Annotated in this window: 17 protein-coding genes, 1 pseudogene and 1 riboswitch; of the genes and pseudogenes, 9 read left to right on the top strand and 9 right to left on the bottom strand. The window is 38.9% G+C overall.

Annotated elements, in window-relative coordinates; translation table 11 throughout:
• Positions 1-58 precede the first annotated feature (58 nt).
• Positions 59-1,804 carry a phospho-sugar mutase gene (locus ACLIBG_RS13755; protein WP_439313342.1) on the bottom strand — a complete coding sequence of 582 codons (1,746 nt, stop codon included), beginning with the start codon at positions 1,802-1,804 and terminating at the stop codon, positions 59-61.
• A gap of 361 nt (positions 1,805-2,165) precedes the next feature.
• Between ACLIBG_RS13755 and ACLIBG_RS13750 the strand changes: the two genes are divergently transcribed.
• Entirely contained in the window at positions 2,166-3,248 is a 1,083-nt protein-coding gene (locus ACLIBG_RS13750) for an AI-2E family transporter (protein WP_439313349.1), read from the top strand.
• 68 nt (positions 3,249-3,316) lie between these two features.
• The gene (locus ACLIBG_RS13745) at positions 3,317-3,505 is read left to right on the top strand and encodes an SE1832 family protein (protein WP_439313341.1); all 189 of its coding nucleotides are present in this window, start codon (positions 3,317-3,319) and stop codon (positions 3,503-3,505) included.
• 77 nt (positions 3,506-3,582) lie between these two features.
• On the opposite strand, the gene ACLIBG_RS13740 is transcribed toward ACLIBG_RS13745, so the two are convergent.
• Entirely contained in the window at positions 3,583-5,421 is a 1,839-nt protein-coding gene (locus ACLIBG_RS13740; RefSeq protein WP_439313340.1) for a cation:proton antiporter, read from the bottom strand.
• A 307-nt stretch (positions 5,422-5,728) separates the two neighbouring features.
• Here ACLIBG_RS13740 and recQ point away from each other — a divergent pair, with 307 nt between their 5' ends.
• Entirely contained in the window at positions 5,729-7,864 is a 2,136-nt protein-coding gene (recQ, locus tag ACLIBG_RS13735; RefSeq protein WP_439313339.1) for a DNA helicase RecQ, read from the top strand.
• Between the two features lie 693 nt (positions 7,865-8,557).
• Here recQ and ACLIBG_RS13730 read toward each other — a convergent pair.
• The 3 genes from ACLIBG_RS13730 to cls form a co-directional block, all read right to left on the bottom strand.
• Positions 8,558-9,796, bottom strand: coding sequence for an aminopeptidase (locus ACLIBG_RS13730; RefSeq protein ID WP_439313338.1), 1,239 nt, complete (start codon positions 9,794-9,796; stop codon positions 8,558-8,560).
• 68 nt (positions 9,797-9,864) lie between these two features.
• Positions 9,865-10,386 (bottom strand): acyl-CoA thioesterase, encoded by a 522-nt coding sequence (locus tag ACLIBG_RS13725; RefSeq protein WP_439313337.1) that lies wholly within the window; start codon positions 10,384-10,386, stop codon positions 9,865-9,867.
• A gap of 74 nt (positions 10,387-10,460) precedes the next feature.
• Positions 10,461-11,912 (bottom strand): cardiolipin synthase, encoded by a 1,452-nt coding sequence (gene cls, locus ACLIBG_RS13720; RefSeq protein WP_439313336.1) that lies wholly within the window; start codon positions 11,910-11,912, stop codon positions 10,461-10,463.
• A gap of 218 nt (positions 11,913-12,130) precedes the next feature.
• On the opposite strand from cls, the gene ACLIBG_RS13715 reads away from it, so the two are divergent.
• On the top strand, positions 12,131-12,685 hold the full coding sequence (locus tag ACLIBG_RS13715; RefSeq protein WP_439313335.1) for a hypothetical protein: 555 nt from the start codon (positions 12,131-12,133) through the stop codon (positions 12,683-12,685).
• A gap of 82 nt (positions 12,686-12,767) precedes the next feature.
• Here ACLIBG_RS13715 and megL read toward each other — a convergent pair whose 3' ends face one another.
• Both megL and ACLIBG_RS13705 read right to left on the bottom strand, forming a co-directional pair.
• Positions 12,768-13,952: a methionine gamma-lyase gene (gene megL / locus ACLIBG_RS13710; RefSeq protein WP_439313334.1), complete on the bottom strand. Its 1,185-nt coding sequence runs from the start codon at positions 13,950-13,952 to the stop codon at positions 12,768-12,770.
• Between the two features lie 217 nt (positions 13,953-14,169).
• Positions 14,170-15,342, bottom strand: a complete 1,173-nt coding sequence (locus ACLIBG_RS13705) for a pyridoxal phosphate-dependent aminotransferase (RefSeq protein ID WP_439313333.1) — start codon at positions 15,340-15,342, stop codon at positions 14,170-14,172.
• Between the two features lie 332 nt (positions 15,343-15,674).
• Here ACLIBG_RS13705 and rarD point away from each other — a divergent pair, with 332 nt between their 5' ends.
• From rarD to ACLIBG_RS13685, 4 genes and pseudogenes are all read left to right on the top strand, one after another.
• Positions 15,675-16,583 (top strand): EamA family transporter RarD, encoded by a 909-nt coding sequence (gene rarD, locus ACLIBG_RS13700; protein WP_439313332.1) that lies wholly within the window; start codon positions 15,675-15,677, stop codon positions 16,581-16,583.
• 67 nt (positions 16,584-16,650) lie between these two features.
• A riboswitch (SAM riboswitch) is annotated at positions 16,651-16,770 on the top strand.
• Between the two features lie 133 nt (positions 16,771-16,903).
• A pseudogene (locus tag ACLIBG_RS13695) lies at positions 16,904-18,181 on the top strand (O-acetylhomoserine aminocarboxypropyltransferase/cysteine synthase family protein); the annotation flags it as partial.
• Between the two features lie 358 nt (positions 18,182-18,539).
• Positions 18,540-19,508: an SGNH/GDSL hydrolase family protein gene (locus ACLIBG_RS13690; RefSeq protein ID WP_439313331.1), complete on the top strand. Its 969-nt coding sequence runs from the start codon at positions 18,540-18,542 to the stop codon at positions 19,506-19,508.
• Positions 19,480-20,121: a YpmS family protein gene (locus tag ACLIBG_RS13685; RefSeq protein WP_439313330.1), complete on the top strand. Its 642-nt coding sequence runs from the start codon at positions 19,480-19,482 to the stop codon at positions 20,119-20,121. The genes ACLIBG_RS13690 and ACLIBG_RS13685 overlap by 29 nt, the downstream gene beginning before the upstream one ends.
• 47 nt (positions 20,122-20,168) lie before the next feature.
• Here ACLIBG_RS13685 and ACLIBG_RS13680 read toward each other — a convergent pair whose 3' ends face one another.
• Both ACLIBG_RS13680 and ACLIBG_RS13675 read right to left on the bottom strand, forming a co-directional pair.
• The gene (locus ACLIBG_RS13680; protein ID WP_439313329.1) at positions 20,169-21,146 is read right to left on the bottom strand and encodes a helix-turn-helix transcriptional regulator; all 978 of its coding nucleotides are present in this window, start codon (positions 21,144-21,146) and stop codon (positions 20,169-20,171) included.
• A 78-nt stretch (positions 21,147-21,224) separates the two neighbouring features.
• A complete protein-coding gene (locus ACLIBG_RS13675) occupies positions 21,225-21,851 on the bottom strand; it encodes a hypothetical protein (RefSeq protein ID WP_439313328.1) in 627 nt (208 codons plus the stop codon).
• A 356-nt stretch (positions 21,852-22,207) separates the two neighbouring features.
• Between ACLIBG_RS13675 and ACLIBG_RS13670 the strand changes: the two genes are divergently transcribed.
• Complete coding sequence (locus ACLIBG_RS13670) at positions 22,208-23,830, top strand: ABC-F family ATP-binding cassette domain-containing protein (RefSeq protein WP_439313327.1); 1,623 nt, start codon at positions 22,208-22,210, stop codon at positions 23,828-23,830.
• The last annotated feature ends 438 nt before the right edge of the window (positions 23,831-24,268 follow it).

Genomic DNA, 24,268 nt, shown 5'->3' with positions numbered 1-24,268 from the left:
TCATTCCCATTCACCATAATACTAAACGATCTTTTACTGCATTCGGGGAAAATTGCTATTATTCAACACCCATTGCACGCTTTATCAATTGATCCATTGCATCTTTCAAAGCTGTTAATTCCTTTTCGCTTTCTGCAAGACTTCCCCCACATACACCATAGTAGCACTTGATTTTTGGTTCTGTTCCGGATGGGCGCAAACAGACCCAGCTATTGTTCGCCAATTGATATTTCACTACATTTTCTTTAGGAAGGTTAATTTTTTCGACACCATTATCAGCACCCATGTTTGTTCGCTTACTGACAGCATAGTCTTCAATAGCCAGTGTTTCTAATCCGGCAATCTCCGAAAGTGGATATTGACGCACATGCTCCATGATTTGTTTTATTTTCTCCGAGCCTTCTTTTCCTTTTAACGTCAACGAAGAAATACCTTCCAAATAATAGCCGTGTTTCTGATGGAGCATATCTAACGCTTCCAATAACGTTTTCCCTTTATCTTTCCAGTATTGAGCCATTTCTGCGGCCATAACTGCCGCTTGTACTGCATCTTTGTCACGAGCAAAACTGCTGATTAAATAGCCATAGCTTTCCTCAAATCCAAACACAAACGTTTCACCAGTGGCATCAAATTCATTGATTTTTTCGCCAATATATTTAAAACCGGTTAAGGTGTCAATCGTCGTTACACCATAGGAATCGGCAATAGAACGTCCCAGCTCTGTCGTTACAATTGTTTTTAACATCCGTGCATTACTTAATAATACGGCATCATCACTATGCATCAACAAATAATCGAGCAAGAGGGAACCAAGCTGATTACCGGTTAGTACCTGATATTCCCCGGTCGCATCTTTTACAGCCACTCCGAGCCGATCTGCATCTGGATCCGTTCCGAGTAAAACATCAGCGTTAACCTTTTTGCCAAGCGTGATAGCGAACGCAAATGCCTGATGTTCTTCCGGGTTTGGTGATTCAACCGTGGAGAATTCCGGATCTGGAACAGCTTGCTCTTCAACAACGTGAACGTGCTCAAAATTTAATTGCTGCAAACCATTTCGGACAAGATTTTCCGATGTTCCATGTAACGGGGTGAATACAATTTTTAAATCTTTTGCTGCATCTAACATTTCTTCATCCATTTTCGTAATTTGCAAAAGCTTTTCTAAATAGGCATGGTCCACTTCTCCATTGACCCATTGTATTAAGTTCCTTTTCTCCAGTTCTTTCTCTTCCACTACTGGAACTGTTAATTCATTCTGAACACGATTAACTGCGGTAATAACTTCATTTGCTTCCTCTGGAGTAATTTGTCCGCCTTCTTCATTATAAACTTTAAAACCGTTATACTCCGGTGGATTATGACTTGCTGTTATCATAATTCCTGCTGCAGCTCCAAAGTAGCGCACAGCAAAGGAAAGTAATGGGGTTGGGTGAAGCGACTCAAATACATAAGCCTTCATGCCAAACGTCCCGAGTACTTTAGCTGCTTCAAGTGCAAAAGCTTGAGACATATGCCTTGAATCGTAAGCAATTACTACTCCTCGATCTTTTACATTAACACGATGTTCAAGCAAATGATTAGACAGACCATGAACGGCTTTTCTGACGGTATATATATTCATGCGATTAGATCCAGGGCCGATAATCCCCCGCATTCCCCCGGTTCCAAACGTTAATTCTTTATAAAAAGCATCCTCCAAAGCAGCTTCATTGTTTGCTATTGTCTTTAGCTCATTGCGGAGCGATGCGTCCAGTTGTTCGAAATCATTCCATTTTTGATATACTTGTTTCCACGTATTCACTAATTTGTTCCCCCTGAACCATTGTTTGTTCAAATAGTAGCATACTTTGCTTGAATATTCTATTAAACTTTTCCGTTCATCTGTTTAAATCAATATTTTTTCGGTGAAACTATAAGTGCGTGTTCAAAAAGGAGGATAAAAAGCGCAAAGATATTCAAGGCGGCGCAGTTTTGAGTACCGGAATGTATGCTTTTAAATACATGAGGAACGGAAAAGCAAGCCAACGAAGAAGATCAAAGCGATTTTTTACCGGACTTTTTGAACAACCTTTATAAAGGAGGAAAAATTCCCCTTTCTTATCGGAAATGAAAAAGGTATGATAGATATTATATATAACCTATATTAAGAAAGTTGTGATGTGATGCTGAAAAATCGCTGGTTTCAATCATTAGTCGTTTTTATTCTCATCTTTCTATTAATCTTGTTACTGTCAAAAACTAGTTTTGTTTTTACTCCGGTTTTACAGTATGTTGGTGCTGTAGCAGTACCGATCATTGGTGCAGGCATTTTGTACTATATTACGAAGCCAGTCATGCACTTGTTTGAAAAGCTGAAAATAAATCGTATTGTCTCGATTCTGCTCGTTTTTTTACTGCTTATTTTAATTGGTTTCCTATTTGTTATGTACATTATTCCAATTGCCCAGCAACAATTTTATAATTTAATGGACAATGTACCGAAGATGGTTCGTTCTACCCAGAACTTTATTACATCGTTCCAATCAGGGCAGCTTATTATTCCCGACCAAGTGGATGAAGCAATACAAAATTTCACGGACAATATTCAAACATATGCCGAAGAAATTATGAGTAAACTATTCGGATTTATCGGCTATATTATTACATTTGTTGCTTCCGTCGTACTTATTCCATTCTTCTTGTTCTTCATGCTGAAGGATGGCGATAAACTCATCCCATTTATCACGCAAATATTTGAAAAGAAAAAGGCTAAAAATATCCGCAGCTTGCTCGGTAAAATTGACGAAGCATTGACCGCATTTATTCAAGGACAGCTGATTGTCAGCTTTTGTGTCGGTGTTTTACTATTTATCGGCTATGTCATTCTTGGGTTAAAATACTCGCTTACGCTTGCTTTATTTGCGATGGTTATGAATGTGATTCCTTTTCTAGGTCCATTTATCGCAGTTATTCCGGCGTTAATCGTCGGCGCTTTCCAATCACCAATGATGATTGTCTGGGTTATTGTAGTGACCATTATCGCCCAGCAAATTGAAAGCAATCTGATTTCTCCAAATGTAATGGGACGGGTGCTTGATTTACATCCTTTAACCGTTATTACTGTTATATTGGCAGCTGGGAGCATCGCCGGATTTTTAGGGATATTGTTTGCGGTACCGTTCTATGCTGTCATTAAAACAATTGTCATTCACTTTTATCAGACATATCAACAGAGTAAGAATACAAAAGAAGATGCGTTGCTTTAGACGTTCAATGCTTTTGAATCATCGGTGTACTTGATATTCTGTTAAACTATTCATGAGAGGTGTTATTATTGAACATAAAAGAACTTCAAGAAAAACTAGCAGCGTTAAAATCGGATTATATCCGAATTCAAGAAGATATGGACAAATTGGAATTCGTTGGCGGACGTGTATCTTCTGCAGAAGAACAGCTCATCCGGCTTGAAGGTGAAATTGCAGAAGTGAATAAACAACTTGAACAAATCGAGCTTAATGAGTAAATAACAAACAGGAGCCAAACCCGAATGGGTGGTCTCCTGTTTTTTCTAGCTTTCGGAACGGTTTAAGCTGTTAAGCATCACTTTCCGTTGCTTTCCAATCTTTTCCGTATCTTTTTTATTTCTTTATTCGGGGGTGTTAAGCTAACAATAATATCTCCGGTAGTCGGTTTAGTGCGCATTTCCTCGGTATAAAAATATAAGTGTCCCGAAGGCTTGATTGCATATAAAAACACAGTAGCTTCATCCTTGTCCCGACGATATTGCTCATAGCTATATTGTGAAGTTAACGTTGTTTGTCTAAAAACGAACCCTTCCATAACTTTATTTTTCAAATCTTCCATTGAAAATTCATTCGTAAATAAAACACGGCCCCCTACTTTATCAACGATGTTTTCCGAACTGTTATTATCCTCCAAATACGGATTTATTTTAAAAACATTTGTACGCCCATATTCCGGCATAAACGTTGTACAGACGAGGGCATTGTATGAATCAAAGTCAGTTGCTGCAATTAAATAATCATAAGGAATCGTATCTAAGTTATACTCTGTCTGTTCGGATAAGACTTCACCGTGGTAAAATGGAACTCCTTCGTTCCGAGCATAACGTAAATTTTCCCAAGACGTGTCAAGCAGTACGACAGGTATACGAGCTTTTTCAAATGATTTCGCCAATCCGACAGTAAACGGATTACTTCCAACAATGATAGTCCCTGGTCTTCCCTCCAACGAAAGGTGCAATTTTTTCGCCAACCAGCTGATTGAAAAACCATGCGCGACAACCGTGAAAAATACAAGCCCAAATGTAAGTGTCGTTACAAGAGATGCATCCTCGTATCCGGAGTCGGACAATACAGCGGCAAAATAACTTGAAACTGTCAAAGCGACAATACCTCTTGGTGCAATCCAACCGACAAGTGCTTTTTCATTAAATGTTAATCCAGAGCCAATCGTCGATAAAAAAATCGACAGCGGACGAACTAAAAACATCATGAGCAGCACATAACCGATAATGTGAGGATTAAAAACATGCACAATCGTTTCCATTTTTAATGATGCGGCAAGCATAATAAAAATTCCGGAAATTAATAAAATCGATATGTTCTCCTTAAAATGGCGCATATCACTAATCGAGCTGATGCCCATGTTTGCCAAAGTCATCCCCATCGCCGTAACGGCCAAAAGCCCTGGCCCATGCATCATTTCATCTGAAATAGCGAAGCATAAAATAACGGTGGAAAAAATAGTAGGCGACTTTAAAAATTCAGGAATATGGCCCGTTTCAAACATCCAACCAATAAACCGTCCGCAAATCACGCCAAATACAGCTGCAAAAATGGATATAACAAAAAATAATAAAAGGGCAGTTCCATTAGTTTGCTCCGATGTAAAAAATGCGATGATTTCAAAAGCAAAAACAGCGAGCAATACTCCAATTGGATCAACGATGATCCCTTCCCATTTTAAAATTTTTGCAGGTCTTGGCTTCAGTTTTGATTGGCGGAGCAATGGTAAAATAACCGTCGGACCCGTTACGATAAACAAGCCACCAATTACGAACGCAACAGCCCATGACAATCCTGCAACATAATGTGCAGTAAGTGAACCGAGAATCCAGGCAATAAATGCACCGATTGTCGCAATTCGAAACACCGGTTTTCCAAGTCCACGGAGTTCTTTAAAGTTTAAATTTAAACTTCCTTCAAATAGGATTATCGCGACAGCGGCAGAGATAATTGGGCTATATAAGTTTCCAAAACTCTCTTCTGGGTTCATCAAACCAAATACCGGCCCTGCCAGTAAACCTGCAATTGACATAATGACAATCGCCGGCAGACTATAACGCCATGCTAACCATTGAGATCCTATTCCCAGCAAGCCTATAAGCATGAATTCAAACAAAAGAGACAATTCCATATAAGACCTCCTAGGGCGCACTCAAACTTAAATATAAAGAACATTGTAAAGCTGAATGACTAGAAAGTAAACTATTATTGCTGTTGTTTTTATTTTGAAAAAACAACGATGCAATAAGTGATTATGGTTCATTGGAAAGAAGCCGTTTGATCATGGCATACTAGTGTCCGTACCGCATACTTCCTCCTCCGTTTCAAGTAACTGTTTTTAATTCATCGACTTACAGAGCAATCGCTTCTGTTTTCTTTTTTTAACCAATACGCCGTTATTTCATGTTACGATAAATAATGACAAGGAGGCGTATTGGATGGACGCGGAAAAAATTCTGCAAACACACTTTGGATACGATACGTTTCGAGATGGACAACAAGAAACGATCGCACATATTTTACATACACGAAATACACTTGCCGTCATGCCGACCGGAAGTGGGAAATCACTTTGTTATCAGATTCCGGGCTTAATGCTAAACGGAACGGCAATAATTATTTCGCCTTTGATTTCCCTTATGAAAGATCAGGTTGATGCGCTTTGTTCAAACGGGATTGAAGCTACATACATTAACAGTTCCCTCTCTCCTGAAGAGCAGAGAACGAGACTGCAAGAGCTAAAAGAAGGAAAATATACATTTGTCTATGTTGCGCCTGAACGATTTGAATCATATCATTTCATTAGCTGTATGCAACAAATTACTATTTCTTTAGTTGCCTTCGATGAAGCTCATTGTATTTCACAATGGGGACATGATTTCCGGCCGAGCTATCGCTCCATAGTTCCCAGCTTGAAGAAGTTACCTTTTATCCCTGTTATTGTTGCTTTGACCGCAACCGCTACAGAACAAGTAATTGCCGATATTCAATCGTTGCTTCATATGGAACACGTTGTCAAAACAGGGTTTGAACGAAAAAATTTATTCTTCCATGTCGTAAAGGGAAAAGATAAAGCCTCCTATATCCGGCAGTTTATGAAAGGGCATACCGATGATTCAGGGATTATTTATACAGCAACTAGGAAGCAAGCGGACACATTATATGACATGTTGCAAAAACAAGGATTTTCCGTTTTAAAATATCACGCTGGCATGTCCGAAAGTGCACGAAAAAAAGCACAAACAGCTTTTACTTACGAAGAAAACTCCATTATGATCGCCACAAATGCTTTTGGAATGGGTATTGATAAATCGAATGTGCGCTTTGTCGTTCATTACGCGATGCCTATGAATATTGAATCATACTATCAGGAAGCAGGACGAGCAGGTAGAGACGGGGAACCAAGCGATTGTATTTTATTATTTTCACCTCAAGATATTCAGCTGCAAAAATTTTTGATTGAGCAATCGAATATGAATGACGCAGCCAAACAACTGGAATATGAAAAATTGCAAGCGATGATGAATTACTGCTTTACACACGGCTGTCTAACCAATTTTATTTTAGACTATTTTAATGATGTATTTGATGCAACCGCGTGCAAGCGGTGCAATAATTGTATGGATCGGCAAGAAAAAACTGATATTACGGAAGAGGCACAAATGATCTTATCCTGTGTGAAGCGAATGGGTGAACGGTTTGGTGTAAGCATGACTGCAAAAGTGCTTAAAGGCTCGAAAGATAAAAAAATACAAACATTTCAATTACACAAACTGACGACTTACGGTATTTTAGATAATTATACTGAAAAGGAATTAACGGAATGGATCCATTTCCTCATTGCTGAACGGCTGCTTGCAACGGAACAAGGCAAGTATCCCACATTAAAATTAAATAAAAAGTCCGTTGAAGTGTTAAAAGGCCAACATCCCGTTTGGATGTATACCGCACCAATTCCGACGAGGGAAGTAAGCGATTATAATGAACAGCTCTTTTCCATTTTACGAAAACAGCGGAAGGAAATCGCTGATGAACACCATGTTCCGCCATATGTTTTATTCTCGGATGCAACCTTAAAAGACTTATGCCGTTATCTCCCGGAAACTAAGGATGAAATGTTGGACGTGAAAGGCATTGGCAATAAAAAATATGAACAGTATGGCGAACCTTTTTTACGACTCATTCAAAAATGGAGAGAGGATCATCCGGATATAAAGCCAAAAATCCAAATTTCCGATCGTCCATTTCGCAGCCCAACGACAAAAAGAACGCAAACAGAGGAGCCAAGCCATATAACGAGTTATCAACTTTTTCAATCAGGAAAATCGTTAGCTGCCATTGCGAGTATTCGCAACATACAACAGCAGACAATTGAAGATCATTTGTTTAAGGCATTTAAAGAGGGATACCCGATCGTATGGGAAATATTCTTTACCGATGCAGAAGAACAACAAATTTTAGAAGTGTATAAAAGCATGGATGAACAACGGTTATCCCCTATAAAAGAAGCTTTGCCGGAAACATTTACCTACACAAAAATAAAAGCTGTTTTAATAAAGAACAGGATTCGTTGAATATTTGAAAGATCTCGGACAAGCAACATTAGCACGTTTAGTATTGACTACTCCCCTATCGCCTGCAATAATCATTTTTTACCGAATAAATAGTAGTTACGTTAAAACGACATAAACATCTAAGAATAGCGCAAGCGCCCTGCCTAGAAACGTAGCGACTGGACTGAAGCAACTAAGATAAAGGAATCACGATGAGCACCGCGAATCGATGATGACTTTCACCCAAGGGCATAAGGGCGACTAAGCCTCTGGCTAAAGCCATCGGCAAGTCTTCTTTATCGCAAGGCGCTACAGGAAGTCGCCTAGTTTCTAGGCGCTTAAGCTAGACAGCTACGCGGAAAATTTTATACATTCTTATCTTTAAAGAAAAGCGCAAGCGCCCCCGCAGGCTAAAAGCGCAACATCCTGGGACTGCGTGTGAATGCTCGTCCCACCGAAAAGATTTGCACTAGCACGTCCTGTGCGTCGTAGAAACGTAGCGATTGCGCCAGACGGGAGCTGGTGGTTCGATATTGTCACGCAAAGTGCCGGTACTAATCGAACATTCCAAATCAACCCGAGATAAAGGAATCAAGATGAGCTGAGCGAATCGATGATTTCTTTGAAAAAAACCGAACGGATTCAAAAGTTTACTTGAATCATCGTTCGGATTTTTTAAAATTATGCTGCTGTCCTTGAACGGATCAATAAATTTCATTTTATATTCAATGCCCATGTGCCGTTGCGAAATACTGCTTCTGTACTTCCATCTTCTTTTACACCATCAATGTCAAGTTGATCGGAACCAATCATAAAGTCCACATGCACAAGACTGTCATTGATTCCATGTTTATCCAGTGCTTCTTCGTCCATTGACGAGCCACCTTCCAAATTTGTTGGGTACGCTTTCCCTAACGCAATATGGCAGGAGGCATTTTCATCAAACAGTGTATTGTAAAAAACTAAGCCGGATTGAGATACTGGGGATTCATGCGGAACTAGCGCTACTTCACCAATACGCCGTGCACCATCATCCGTATTAAGTAAATGCTCTAGTGTCTCTCCTCCTTGTTCAGCTTTAACATCGACTACTTTTCCTTCTTTAAAAGTCAAGCTAAATTGATCAATGACACTCCCTCCGTAATTCAACGGCTTTGTGCTTGCAACTGTACCGTTCACATGATATTTATGTGGAACGGAAAACACCTCTTCTGTTGGCATGTTCGGATTGAACATAATTCCTTTTTCCGACTCGGCTGATCCACCTTTCCATATGTGCCCCTTTGGCAGACCAATTTCCAAATCTGTCCCCGGACCTTTAAACAACAATTTATTATATTTCCGTTCATTTAACACTTCTCTAGCTGCTTTCAATGTATCGTTATGATCCTGCCATGCCGCTACGGGATCTTCTCGATCAACCCGGACAATTTTTACAATGGCTTCCCACAATTTAGTTATAGCATCTTCTCGGGATGCTTCAGGGAATATTTTTTGTGCCCAATCACCGGTTGGAATCGAAATGATTGACCATGTTATTTTGTCATTCATAATATATCTTCGAAAATTCGTTAAAGCTTCTGCAGCTGCTTTATTTGCCATTGCTACGCGTGAGGGATCAATGTTTTCAAGCAAATCGGGATTCGTTGAACGAATGGAAAGTAATGCTCCGCCATCTTCGGCAAAGGACTCCTGCAGCTTCACCTTCCACTCCGGAAACGCTGCTAACACTTCGTCTGGAGCATGCTCGTACTTCAATAAGCTCAATTCATCGTCTGCCCAGCTGACATGTACATCTTTTGCACCCATCTCATATGCTTTTCGTACAACAATTCTCGTAAATTCAGCTCCCTCAATAGGCGCGTTAATGAGTAATGCTTGCCCTTTTTGCAAATTGACACCTGTTCGTAACGCCAGTTCCGCATATTTTTCTTTCGTTTCTTGATTTGTCATGCTTTATACCTCCATTTTTCTGTAGTTACCGTTACGTCTAACTGTATGTAAGAATCAATGTTCGAACATTACTTTTCCGCATCCCACGGAAAGGCTGTACCAAACGTTGCAGCCATTTTTTTCGACTGCTTTCGCCTGGCGTTACGATGGTTTGCCCGAGCAGGTGCCTCTTCATGAAGCTTCTTTTCTACCTCGGACACGGGATAAACGGATGGGATTGGTGAGGGCTTTCCCGATTCATCCACTGCAACGAACGTTAAAAAGGCAGTCGAACAGACTTCACGATGCCCTGTCAATAAATCCTCCGCCACCGCCTTCACAAAAACTTCCATAGATGTGTTGTGTGTCCATGTAACAAATGCTTCAACACATATTGAATCCCCTTCTTTTACTGGTTGCAAAAAATCAACGGAATCCGTAGAAGCAGTTACAACTGTCTTCCTCGCATGTCTGGCTGCGGATATTGCAGCAACATCATCAATATGCGCCATCAATCTCCCCCCGAATAATGTTCCGTGTGTATTGGCATCGGGTGGCAGTACGTGTGCCGTTTTTACGGCTAGTGAATTTGAACAAGGTTTTCCTTCCATTCACAATCCCTCCTCAGCTATATCTTATCCAATTAATATGTATGAAATGATTGATTACACATCGTGTTCGACCATTATAGTATCGGTGATAATAAACGCGATATGGATTCTTTAAACCGAATACCCAAAGACCGTTTTTTGTATAATTCTTTTGTCATTTGTGTTGATAAGGTGATATCACGTTGAAATACATCAACGAGCTTTTTTGCTATGTCTTTGTCATATAAAAATGCATTCACTTCAAAGTTCAGTCGAAAACTTCTAACATCAATGTTCGTTGTCCCTACAGAGGATACATTCCCATCTACAACGATTGTTTTCGCATGCAAAAATCCATTTTGATATAAATATATTTCTGCTCCTTCATTTAATAATTCTCCTATGTATGATAATGTTGCCCAATATACAAATGGATGATCCGGCTTGTTCGGTATCATTATTTTTATTTTTACGCCGGATAACGCGGCGATCCTTAGCGCATCCATTAAACTTTCATCCGGAATAAAATAGGGGGTTTGAATATAAACATATTCTTTTGCCGTTAAGATCATTTTTATATATCCATACTTGATTTGTTCCCATTCCGAATCAGGTCCGCTGGAAACAATTTGTATACCAACATCACCGAATGATCCACCTTTATAAAAGCGTTCTTCATAAGCAATATGATTCCGGGATGCCTGATTCCAATCCAAAATAAACCGCGTTTGCATATTACGCACAGCATCACCGGAAACGCGCAAATGCGTATCCCGCCAATACCCGAAGCGTTCATTTTTCCCTAAATACTCATCGCCAATATTAAATCCGCCGATATAACCAATTTCACCGTCAATGATTGCCAGCTTGCGGTGATTACGGAAATTGATTTTAAAATTCACTTTCGGTATTTTGGGCGGAAAGAAAGCATCCACATGAATTCCTGCTGCTCTTAATCGATGGATAAATTTTTTGTTTAACAATCGGGACCCCATATCATCATATAACACGCGAACTTCGACACCCTCATGAGCCTTTTTAATAAGGACATCAGCTATTCGCGTACCAAGCTGATCGTGTCGAATAATATAATATAATAGATGGATATGATCTTCCGCTTTCTCAAGATCTTGAACTAAGGATGAAAATTTATCTATACCATCTGTAAAAATTTCTACATCGTTATCTTGTGTATAGATGGCATCATTATTTTTCAAATGCAAATAGTATAAATCCTTATACTCCATTAAAATGTCCTGTTTAAAAAAAACGGTTTTTTCCTCAAGCGCTCGCAATTGTGCTTGTACTTCTTTCAACACACCTAGCCTGCTTTTCGTATCCCACGTAAAAATACGTTTATGACTTAACTTTCTGCCAAAAATCAAATAAAGAAAAAAACCGAGAATTGGAATAAAAAAAAGTACCATCAGCCATGCCCACGTTGAGGTTGGATTTTTCCGTTCAAGAAATATAATAGTAAAAGCCAACACAAAGTTGGATATCATAATGATGCTAATCAGGTACGGGATCAATTGTGTCAGCTGCACATAACAACACTCCTTCATCAACACACAAGCTACAAGCGAGTAGCTTATTAAGTTCTAAATGCGGCACCAATCATTACTTTTCCTACGATCTGATAATAGTATAGGCATACTCTTTATGTTACCCACATTGAAACATCTGAAACAGTTTTACACTACTATTAATATAGCATACAATGGCTTTGTTAGATAACTACCCACCCTGGCTGGATGAGTCTCATTTGAACAAAATTTCAGATAATGATATATTTAACCATATGATGAAATGGGGGCATTTTCAATTGAAAAAAGTAGTGACAATTCTAACAGGTATTCTATTCCTATTTACTTTGCAATCGCCTGCACTAGCAGAGGATCGTGCTGCAGCAGCCACATTTGAGATGTCGGCAGAAATGAAAGATACACTTGCCGTTGTGATCATTTTTGTCGTAATGATTCTGTCATGGATACTAGCCAAATATTATCATCTACGACGCTTTAACCCAAGTGGATCAGATTCATCGAAAATTAAAACAGAAAAGTCATCCACTCATTTAAATCAGGAAGTTAAAAAACAACCTATCCAGGAAGTACCTAGCGTAATTCCTTCTCCTTCTGTCGAGCAACCAAATGCAGTCACCAAAATTAAGCCGGAACCGGTGAGAAATGGGTCGGAAGTGAAGCCGACGCAATTATCACAACAACGACCAGCCAAACGTTTTAATGTTTTTACGATCGTGGCATTTGTTCTAATTTTAGTCAGCGCTTTCGTTAGAGGATCCAACCGCGAAAAATAAAATATAGTGTGCTTTTTCATAAACAAACACGTCTATCCTTCTAGTTCAAGAAGGCAGACGTGTTTTTAATGGATAATGATTATTATAGTTTACTTAATGCGAGTTCTAAATCTTCCCAAATATCTTCCCAAGCTTCCAGACCGACAGAAAGACGAATGAGTTGATCGGTTATGCCCATCTGAAGTCGCTCTTCTTCCGGAATAACGGCATGGGTCATTGTCGCCGGATGTTCTATTAGCGTTTCGGCATCACCAAGACTTACGGCTACTTTTACGAAGGATAAGTCATTTAAAAAGGTTTGGGCAGATTCTTTCGTCCCGTCTATTTCAAAAGCGATGACCCCTCCTCCACGCTTCATCTGTTTTTTGGCAATTGCGTAATCCGGGTGATTCGCATCATGTGGGTAGTACGTGTTTTTTACTTTTGGATGACTGTGCAATTTGTCGAATATTTTTTCGGCATTATCGCTATGACGATCCATTCGAAGCGGCAATGTTTTCATTCCCCGAAGCAACAACCAAGCATCAAATGGACCGATCATTCCTCCAATATCTTTTTGCGTCGTCATCGATACTTCATCCAATAATTCCTTTTTACCAACAGCCAAACCAGCAATTACATCGCCATGACCATTTAAATATTTTGTTGCGCTATGAACAACGACATCACAACCTAAATCCAATGGCCGCTGCAAATAAGGTGAGGAAAACGTATTATCAACAACAACAGGTATATCGTGCTCTTTAGCTACTTCTGCCACCATTTTCAAGTCGATTAATTTCATTGTTGGATTGATCGGTGTTTCTACATAAATACAAGATGTTTCCGGCTTGATTCTTGAGCGAATCTCTTCTTTTGTATCCATAGAAATAAAATCATAGGACATATTATATTTTTCTTTCATTAACGTTAACAGACCAAACGTACATCCATATAAACCCGAAGAACATAGGATGTGGTCATTTGCCTTTGTTAATGCAATTATTATTGCTGAAATGGCCCCCATCCCGGAACTGAATGCAAGACCTCGTTCACCGTTTTCCAATGCTGCAATTCGTTTTTCCAGCACACTCACCGTCGGGTTGCCGATTCTGGAATAAACATATCCCTCTTCTTCACCGGCAAAGCGGCGTTCTCCTTGTTGTGCTGACTCAAATTCATATGTAGATGTTTGAAATATCGGAGTTGAAATACTGCCGTGCATATTTTTTGCATCATAACCTTCATGTATAACAGTCGTTTCAAATCGTTTATTATCCTTTGTCATTTTAATCCTCCCTGTGGAATACGCATACCACTTTCTTTTTTTCTATTATAATAGATTCCGTAATTACTTGAAAGGAAAGCTTCTTAATAACTACCCTGCTATTTATAAAAACGAACAAATACAAAGTTCGACACTTTTCACAAAAAAGCGCCCTCTTGCCAAGTAATTCGAAGGCAAGAGGACACCATCTAATTTGTGTTTTTAATTTTACTAAGCTTTAAAATACATTTAGTTTTCCTATTCTGCGAGCAGCTTCTGTAAGCCTTTCTTCAGAATCCAGTAAACCAATTCTTACATACCCTTCACCAGCTGTACCGAAGCCACTTCCGGGAGCAGTCATAACATGAGCTTCGTTTAAGAGTAAATCGGAAAATTGTTGGGATGAATAGCCTTCTGGAACAGGTAACCAAGCAAAAAAGGTACCCTTTGGAGCTTCCACCTTCCATCCGATTTCACGAAGTTTCTTAATAAAGGTATCGCGTCGTTTTTCATAAATATCTATAAATTCCTTCACAACACTTTGGTCTCCCGTCAGTGCTTCTGCTGCAGCATATTGGACAGCTCCAAACAAGCTAGCATATAGATGATCCTGCAACTTATTAATATGTTCAATGACTGATGGATTCCCAGCTGCAAACGCTACTCTCCATCCGGCCATGTTATATGTCTTTGATAAGGTATATGTTTCCACACCTATTTCCTTAGCACCTTCCGATTGCAGAAAACTACGTGGTTTTTCACCATCGAAGCCAAACGCCCCATATGCAAAGTCATGAACGATACAAATATCATGCTTTTTGGCGCGAGCGATCGTTTCATCAAAAAAGGACTCAGTTGCCATCGCTGCTGTAGGGTTGTTTGGATAGTTTAAAAACATTAACTTCGCTCGATCCAATGTTTGCTCGGGAATTTGGTTATAATCCGGTAGAAAACCGTTTTCTTCCAGTAGCTGAAAAAGTTCAACGTCCGCATTAGAAAGCGCAATGCCAGTATCGTAATCAGGATACCCCGGATTAGGAAGCAACGCTAAGTCACCAGGATTTAATAAACATTGACTTAATTCAATTAACCCGGTTCTTGAACCAAATAATACAGCTACTTCGTTCTCTGGATCGATATCGACGTCATATTCCCTTTTATAAAACGTAGCTACCGCTTCTTTTAAATAAGAAAAGCCCCGAAACGGAGAGTACTTATGATTGACAGGGTCTTCAGCTGCCTTTTGCAATGCTTTAATAATATGGTCCGGAGTTGGTAGATCCGGATTGCCGCGCCCTAAATTAATGACATCATGCCCTTGGGCTTCAATGGCTTCTACTTCTTTTGCTAAATCAGCAAAGAATTGTTTTGGTAATCGATTTAATGTTTCTGATCTTTCATATGTACGCATAAAATATTTTTCCCTCCCGTAAAAATTATATCATAATAAACGGTTAAGTCGTAGCCTTTGACGATGTAGATATCAAATTTGTTTTATCCGCAAAAAGGATAATTCTATAGTATTCTAGACTTGCAGCTTTGAATCACGATAATTGCATTTCCGTTCACTACCTTCTAAAATTAAATCGAATGTGAGCAATATTTTATGCAATATATTCTATCTATACATATACAAGTTCCACGTAAAAGAATTACTTTTTCATAACAGCACGGTAACACGGAGTTATTATTCTTTTTGCATGCACTTATTTATTTTTGCTATCTGGAAATGAGGAATATTTCATGATAAATAGTCACAAATCGGGCATCCTCTTTGCATTATCTGCTTACTTGTTATGGGGGTTCCTTCCAATCTATTGGAAATTGGTTGACGATGTCCCTGCCGACACAATTCTGGCTCATCGCATTATCTGGTCATTCGTATTGATGGCTGTTGTCGTATTATCATTACGAAAAGGATCGGAATTTACTCAAGCGTGCAAGCGGCTGCTGAAGGACCGAAAGAAAAGTATTAACATGCTGGCCGCTTCTCTTATTATCAGTATGAATTGGTTGATTTTTATATGGGCGGTTAATAGCGAGCATGTGATTCAAGCGAGTTTGGGATATTATATCAACCCGCTTGTCAGCATTTTACTTGGCATTATTGTTTTAAAAGAAAGGTTATCAAAAAGGCAATTATTTTCCATTATATTAGCCGCAATCGGGGTTCTTAATCTGACATTCAGCTTTGGCGTTTTTCCATGGGTATCCATTTTACTCGCCGTTACATTCGCTCTTTATGGACTTTTTAAGAAAATGGTCGATTTAAATTCCATTTTCAGTCTTACAATCGAAACAATGATTGTTACGCCAATTGCCCTTATTTACTTAAGCTTTTTTTCCAACGGTACGGTTGCAGCCAACACGCCACAACCACTAACATTTGTATTATTAATCGGAACGGGACTGGCAACAGCGGCACCGTTATTACTATTTGGCTCCGCTGTTCGCTCGATTCCTTTATCAATGATTGGCTTTTTACAATACTTGGCTCCAACGATTATGTTACTTCTTGGTGTCTTTTTGTATGAAGAAACGTTTTCCCCGGCGCATCTCGTTTCTTTTATATTTATTTGGATAGCACTTTTCATTTATATGGGTTCTTCCTTAAAACAACACCCAATTCGAAAAGTGAAACACCAACATTAAATATTTTATTTTGTGTTGACAAACAATTCAAATTCATGTAACATTCATTTCAATCGAATGATTATATCTCTTATCAAGAGTGGTGGAGGGAATAGGCCCGATGAAACCCAGCAACCTAAGAGCAAACATGTTTTGCTTTTGATGGTGCCAAATCCTACAGGTCATCCGTTGATCTGGAAGATAAGGGGAGGAACGGTTACATATAACGCCCTCTTCTTATGAAGGGGGCTTTTCTGTTTCATCCTTTTCTTTCATCCAGATTCCTGCTACAAAAAATAAGAAAGGCAACGTGCCTTTAAAAACCTAAGGAGGAATTATTAATGACAGACTTTAATTTTGAAGACAAGGATACGATTCTACTACACGGGGGACAAACTGCCGATCCAACAACAGGTTCACGTGCGGTTCCCATTTACCAAACCACTTCATATGTGTTTAACGATACGGAGCATGCGCAAAACCTATTTGCGTTGAAAGAACCCGGAAATATTTATTCAAGAATTATGAATCCAACCGTTGACGTATTCGAACAGCGTGTAGCACTATTGGAAGGCGGTGTTGCAGCGGTAGGAACTGCTTCGGGAATGGCTGCTATTACGTATGCGATTTTAAACATTGCCGGTGCGGGTGATGAAATCGTTGCGGACAGTAATTTATATGGCGGCACATACAATTTGTTCGTTCATACACTGCCACGATATGGTATTAACGTAAAAATTGTTGATGGTACTGATCCGGAAACAATCCGATCAGCTATTACCGATAAAACAAAAGCAGTCTTTGGCGAGACGATTACAAACCCTAGTTTAAATGTGTTTGATATCGAAAAAGTAGCAGAAGTTGCGCATGACAACAATATCCCATTAATTATTGACAACACATTTGCGCCATACTTCTCCAATCCAATCGCTTGGGGAGCTGATATTGTCGTGCATTCCGCAACAAAGTGGATAGGCGGACACGGTACCGCAATCGGCGGGATAGTCGTGGATGCTGGAAAATTTGATTGGGGTTCCGGTAAATTTCCTGGATTTACAGAAGCGGATGAAAGCTATGGCGGCCTTCGCTTTGTCGATTTAGGTGAACCGGCCTTTGCACTCAAGTTGCGTGTACAGTTGCTTCGGGACACTGGTGCCTGCTTAAGCCCACAAAACGCATTTTTGCTATTGCAAGGGTTGGAGACATTGCATTTACGTATCGAGCGCCACAATCAAAACGCAGAAGAAGTTGCATCCTTTTTACAAGAGCATCCTGCTGTTGAATGGGTCAACTTCCCTGGTTTGGAAGATCACCCTTCCCATGCACTAGCCAAGAAATACTTTACAAATGGGTACGGATCGGTTATTACATTTGGAATAAAAGGTGGTCGAGAAGCGGGCAGAAAACTGATCGACAATATTCAGCTATGGTCACATGTGGCTAATGTTGGAGATGCGAAATCGCTTATCATCCACCCTGCTTCCACCACTCATCAGCAGTTAAGCGCTGAAGACCTAAAGAAAAGTGGCGCATCGGAAGAACTGGTACGTCTTTCTGTAGGTATTGAGTCAACAAAGGATATTTTAAAAGACTTAGAACAAGCAATTTCAAAAGCAACTAGAGAATAACACTATACAGCACTAAAAAGATATACACTATATCTATGATAAAGTTCGCCTTCACATCGGGGCGGACTTTTTTTACTGCCGATTTCCGCAAAAAGTGCCCTTGACCTCTTAGCAGCGTTCAAATAATAATGATTAATATCTGATTACAGATTGGGCGTTCAGGTTTACACGGGCAAATTAACGTGTAAAATATAGATGAAATCCTCCTTTTCGATTCCAAAGGATAATTTTCGGTTTTTATGCTTTTATATATTAACAATCAAAATGAACAATTTCTATTACATATATTTTAAAATTGTAGCAATAACAGCTCTTTACCTTCATAAATATATAGTACATTCGTATAGGTGTGATCCATATTAAACAAGTTGCTCTCTATATTTTTATTCTACTAATAATTGTAGGCATCGGCATTATTTTATTTATAACAAATGACAAGAAACCGAACACTTCCGAGGAGACGATTCCACAAAAAGAAGAAATGCCTAAAGATACGACATTGGAAGAAGGCGAGCCGGAGCAAAAAAAAACTGCTCCCGACTCTAGCACAGACGAAGCAAACAATGATAGTGAAGAAGATGAAGTACGTGATCAAGTAAAGGAATTTATTATCGATTCGGTCAAAAGTGCCATTGATTTCTTTTTCAATAAAGGAACAAAAGTTGTCGCCATTGGGGATTCATTAACACAGGGCGTTGGAGACAGTACCGGAGAAGGCGGATACGTAGGCATTCTTAATCGATCGCTTAACGAGAATAAAAACATCGTACAATTTGAAAACTACGGCAAAAGAGGTAACCGCTCCGACCAATTGTTAAAGCGGCTAGAAGATCCGGAAATTGCCGCGTCCCTCAAGCAAGCGGACATCGTTCTTATTACAATTGGTGCGAATGATATTATGCAAGTTTTTAAAGAAAGCTTCACGAATTTAACAATGCGTAAATTTGAACACGAACGACTTCAATATGAAGAGAGACTCGAAATGATTTTTAATAAGATTAAGGAAGTAAATCCAGATACATCAATTTATTTGCTCGGGTTTTACAATCCATTTGATAAATATTTTAAAGATATTGAAGAACTTGATATGATTGTGAACGGATGGAATAATACTGGGAAAAACGTTGCACAAACGTTTGATCAGACGTATTATATTCCAATAGATGACTTATTCAATGAAGACACAGTCAATCTGTTCGCTGAAGATAATTTTCACCCAAACCACCTTGGATATCAGCGAATTGCGGAACGGGTGCTTTCGTATTTAACCGAACAAGAAGGTGAAATGGATGAAGATGAAAAAGAAACAGAAAACTGATCAAAACTGGCAACGGCGTTTTTATTCGTTGCTTATTGTGAACATTAGTATACTTATTCTAATTGTCATTTTATTTTTTTGGCCTGTACCCAACACAGAGCATTCCCCTTCTGATACGGTTACAACCGATGACAGCTCCGAATTTGTCGTTCGGACAACAAAAAAGAATTTGAATGAACTGGCTAATGCTTATATCGAAAAGCTACTGAACAATACAAATCATCATTACAAGATTATTTTGGAAGAGGATGTTCAACTGCTTGGAGAGTTGCCCGTTTTTTCCACGACTGTTCCGCTTGTCATTCACCTTGATCCAATTGTACAGGACAACGGCGATGTTATTTTGAAACAAAAGTCTATTTCTGTCGGTTTACTGCAATTACCGAATAAAAAAATAATGGAGTATATGAGCAAATATTTGCCGATGCCTGAATGGGTAACTGTCAATCCAAAAGAAGAGGAAATTTATGTAGCGGTAACAGATATGAAAATTAAAAGTAATTTCCATGTCAGTGTAGAGCAATTTGACTTGGAGGCGAATAACCTGTCATTCAAAATAAAAGTGCCTTATGAAACATTAGGCATTGAATCTACTTATGATATAGAAGAGTAACCAAATCAAAGAAACCATCCGGCAGATGTATACACTGATCCGGATGGTTAATCTTCATATGTCTCATACATTTGTAAAATTTTCTCTTTCACTTCCGATACAAGACCTTCTGGTGACAATACTTTTGCTTGATTGCCCCATGTTAGAATCCAATTAATTAACCCTGTAGATAATTTTGCTTTTGCTGTTAATATAAAATGATTATCATCTATTTTCTCCATATCCGCTTCTTGACCAAAACGATCAAGCACTACATTGACAAGGTTCATATGGAAACGGATTTTGACTCTTATGTCCTCACCGGCAAACATATGAAAGCTTTGGTCAATATATTCTTGAAGCTCAAATGCTTTCTTTTGAAATGATACATTTGTAATTCCAATGTTACGGATACGATCAAGACGATAATGGCGCAGTTCATTTGCTTCCTGAAAATAACCAATCAGATAGTAAAAATCATTTTGCCAAATAAGTGCATATGGTTCAACATAATAATAACCACCGTCGCGACTATATTCAAACTTCTTTTCGACATTAAATCGTCCGTATTGGTACATGATTACCTTTTTATTGGAAATAGCGTGGTGAACGCGATCAATATTTAATTTAACCAAATCATAGTCCATATTTACAGAGGGGCTGAAAACGACCGGTTCAGGTAATGTTTTCGCTATATGTGTACTTGTTAACTGTTTTAGCTTATCAATTAATTTATTTTTTTCATTTGTTGTAATAAATCGGGCGGAAAGGATTGCATCCACAAGCAGACGGAGCTGATATGTTTCAAAAACTTTTGCTTGATGACTGTACAGCAGCTTGCCAAACTTCCCCTTATTTTTTACAATTTCAAATTCTGTTTGGTCAAGAATTTCCAAATCGCTCTTAATTGTCCGTGTATCAAAAGAGTCTGTACCCTTTTGTAGCCTTTCCTGTATTTCATTAATATCAAGTTCATGGTTATCATCCGTTTCATTAAACAGAATGTCTCTTAATTGAAGCAATCGATAATTACTTTGCCGATTCAAAGATCCACCTCCCCCTTCCTTCCTGGAATAGTGCGAACCCACACTGTATAGGCCACTCACTTGAATTGATTTGATTTTTTACCTGATCACCAATCGCTTGACTTTCTTTGTAAGAACAATAATAAACGATTTACGTTGCTTTATTTGTGTATAAGTTACCAATTTGCTTTCCACTTGTCGATCATTCACATAGTCGCCAAGCCTGCCGTGGTAAACAAGATTCATTCCAGCATGATTACGAATATCTGACGGTGTTACAAAGCATTCCGGTTTCGGGAAACGAAAGGAATCCGTATTACTGAGCACAGTTGCTACAAACTGTGAACAAAACAAGGCATTTTTCCGATTAATTTCAATCTGCAGCATAAATCCGATCAGACCGATAAAATTGTATTTATACATATTCTGTTTTGCTTCGATTTCTTTAATGTGCATTATCACATTATCACATTCATCCTGTTTTAGTTTATAAGCATAAATAGCACAGTTGGCATTTTGTAAAAACGTACTGTGGATATCCTCGCAAACAAAACCACCGATAAAAGGGTTGTTCGGCTTTTTACGTCCGAAACTGTACACCTCTCTTAAGCGTTCGTCAAAAGCAATCGATACGTGATTTAATGATTGTCTCGTATATAAATTAATAAGCCGGGATAAATAAGTGCCGGTATTCGTAAAGACAAAATAAATCGTTTTTTCCTGCATACTATCCCTCCCCCTCGCTTATTAATTTTATTGTTACACATTTACCGGATTAATCATAGACATTTTTGCTTAATAGGTATAATAAATAGTTTTCGTTGGTGCCTCTTCTTTTTCTCTTGTCTTGTTATTAACGTTATCTCCCTATTAATCCCGCATCTCAGTTACATATTTCACCTATCTTTTTGATTATATGGGCATTAAAATTCAAACGTTGTTTTCTAGTCTTTTTTTTCGGGTATATTTAACAGTACGAAAGAAAATGGTTCGTCGTACGGCTGTCTGTACTTCTGCATTGACGAATGCGCCTAAATCCCGTAAGCTAACGTTGATTACTATTTTTGGAGGATATCAAACATATGATTAATGTAGCTAATGTTAGTTTACAATATGGTGATAAAAAGTTATTCGAAGACGTAAACTTAAAATTTAATCCCGGCAATTGTTACGGGTTGATTGGTGCAAATGGAGCGGGTAAATCTACATTTCTGAAAGTACTTTCCGGAGATGTCGAACCGCAATCCGGCAATGTATCCATCGGACCGGACAAAAGACTTGCTGTATTAAAGCAGGATCATTTTGCTTATGAAGATGAACAAGTGTTGGAGACCGTCTTAATGGGACACGAAAAGTTGTACGAGGTGAAGCAAGAAAAAGACGCAATCTATATGAAGGCTGACTTTTCCGAAGCAGATGGCATGCGGGCTGCTGAACTCGAAGGTGAGTTCGCAGAGTTAAATGGTTGGGAGGCCGAGTCCGATGCAGCTGTTCTATTAAAGGGATTAGGGATTGACGAATCTTTCCATTATATGCAAATGGCTGATTTGCCCGGTGAACAAAAAGTGAAAGTGCTATTGGCTCAGGCGTTATTTGGCAATCCGGATGTATTATTACTTGATGAGCCAACAAACGGCCTTGATATTCAGGCAATTCAGTGGCTGGAAGAATTTCTGATTAACTTTGAAAATACAGTGATTGTCGTGTCACATGACCGGCACTTTTTAAATAAAGTATGTACACACATTGCTGATGTAGACTTTGGGAAGATTGAAATATATATCGGAAACTATGATTTCTGGTATGAATCAAGCCAGCTCGCTGCCAAGATGGCAAAAGAAGAAAACAAGAAAAAAGAAGAAAAAATTAAGGATTTGCAAGCATTTGTTGCCCGGTTTAGCGCGAATGCATCTAAATCAAGACAGGCAACATCACGTAAAAAACTGCTTGACAGCATCACACTGGATGATATTAAACCTTCTTCTCGTCGCTATCCTTATGTTGCATTTACACCAGGACGAGAAATCGGAAATGATTTACTTCGTGTGGAAGGTTTAACGAAAACAATTGGCGGTAAAAAAGTATTGGACAATGTTAGCTTTACAATTAACAAAGATGATAAAGTAGCCTTCATCGGTAAAAATGATATTGCCAAGACAACACTTTTCCAAATTTTAATGGGAGAAATGGAACAGGATGCAGGAAATTATCATTGGGGTGTGACAACATCACAATCATATTTCCCAAAGGATAATACGAAGTACTTTGAAAACAATGATTTGCCATTGGTTGATTGGTTACGGCAATACTCACCAGAGGATCAGACGGAAACATTTTTGCGAAGCTTCCTTGGTAGAATGTTATTTTCAGGGGAAGAAGCACTGAAAAAAGCGAACGTGCTGTCTGGTGGAGAAAAAGTGCGTTGTATGTTATCCAAAATGATGTTGAGTAATGCAAACGTGCTTATTTTTGACGAGCCGACAAGTCACTTGGATTTGGAATCCATTACAGCATTAAATAATGGACTTATTAAATTTAAAGGTTCCATTCTGTTTTCTTCAAGTGACCACCAATTCGTTAACAGTATCGCAAATCGATTGATCGAGTTAACACCAACCGGCATCGTTGATAAAGAAATGAGCTACGATGAATACGTTCGAGATCAAAAGCTGCAAAAACAAATTGAAACAATGTACGCTGTGTGATAAAGAAAAGTGCAAGCGCCCTGCTTAGAAACGTAGCGACTGGACCGAAGCAGCTGAGATAAAGGAATCACGATGAGCTGTGCGAATCGATGATGACTTATCGTAAGGCGCTGCGGGAAGTCGCCTAGTTTCTGGGCTAGCAGGCTTAGAACGCCACGTCCTGTGGCTCCGCCTGCACTAGAACATCCTGTACGTCGAAGCTAGACAGCTATACGCAAAAACTTATACTCCCTCTATATACTAACTTGTTCGCCTGTTTTCTTTGTTTTTCTTAGAATTTCATTTTATTTATGATTTATCAATAACATTTTAAATGGTATAGGAACGAAATTTAATGTAGAAGGGTGCACTTAATAAGCCATCCTTCTCTTTTTGAAAAAAATGGATATTAGTTGTTATAATCGCACCTTTCATTCCCACAATACTCATGGCGACAAA

Source organism: Virgibacillus sp. W0181 (genome assembly GCF_051846915.1).
In the GTDB taxonomy this organism is placed as follows: domain Bacteria; phylum Bacillota; class Bacilli; order Bacillales; family Amphibacillaceae; genus JBPYCR01.
This window is presented reverse-complemented; position numbering and strand designations above follow the sequence as displayed.

Excerpts from the sequence above, each read along its gene's own strand:
- ACLIBG_RS13725 (WP_439313337.1), bottom strand. The coding sequence starts at position 10,386 with ATGGAAGGAAAACCTTGTTCAAATTCACTAGCCGTAAAAACGGCACAC.
- ACLIBG_RS13685 (WP_439313330.1), top strand. The coding sequence starts at position 19,480 with ATGAAGATGAAAAAGAAACAGAAAACTGATCAAAACTGGCAACGGCGT.
- ACLIBG_RS13675 (WP_439313328.1), bottom strand. The coding sequence starts at position 21,851 with ATGCAGGAAAAAACGATTTATTTTGTCTTTACGAATACCGGCACTTAT.
- ACLIBG_RS13705 (WP_439313333.1), bottom strand. The coding sequence starts at position 15,342 with ATGCGTACATATGAAAGATCAGAAACATTAAATCGATTACCAAAACAA.
- rarD (WP_439313332.1), top strand. The coding sequence starts at position 15,675 with ATGATAAATAGTCACAAATCGGGCATCCTCTTTGCATTATCTGCTTAC.
- ACLIBG_RS13670 (WP_439313327.1), top strand. The coding sequence starts at position 22,208 with ATGATTAATGTAGCTAATGTTAGTTTACAATATGGTGATAAAAAGTTA.
- ACLIBG_RS13730 (WP_439313338.1), bottom strand. The coding sequence starts at position 9,796 with ATGACAAATCAAGAAACGAAAGAAAAATATGCGGAACTGGCGTTACGA.
- ACLIBG_RS13740 (WP_439313340.1), bottom strand. The coding sequence starts at position 5,421 with ATGGAATTGTCTCTTTTGTTTGAATTCATGCTTATAGGCTTGCTGGGA.
- megL (WP_439313334.1), bottom strand. The coding sequence starts at position 13,952 with ATGACAAAGGATAATAAACGATTTGAAACGACTGTTATACATGAAGGT.
- recQ (WP_439313339.1), top strand. The coding sequence starts at position 5,729 with ATGGACGCGGAAAAAATTCTGCAAACACACTTTGGATACGATACGTTT.
- ACLIBG_RS13750 (WP_439313349.1), top strand. The coding sequence starts at position 2,166 with ATGCTGAAAAATCGCTGGTTTCAATCATTAGTCGTTTTTATTCTCATC.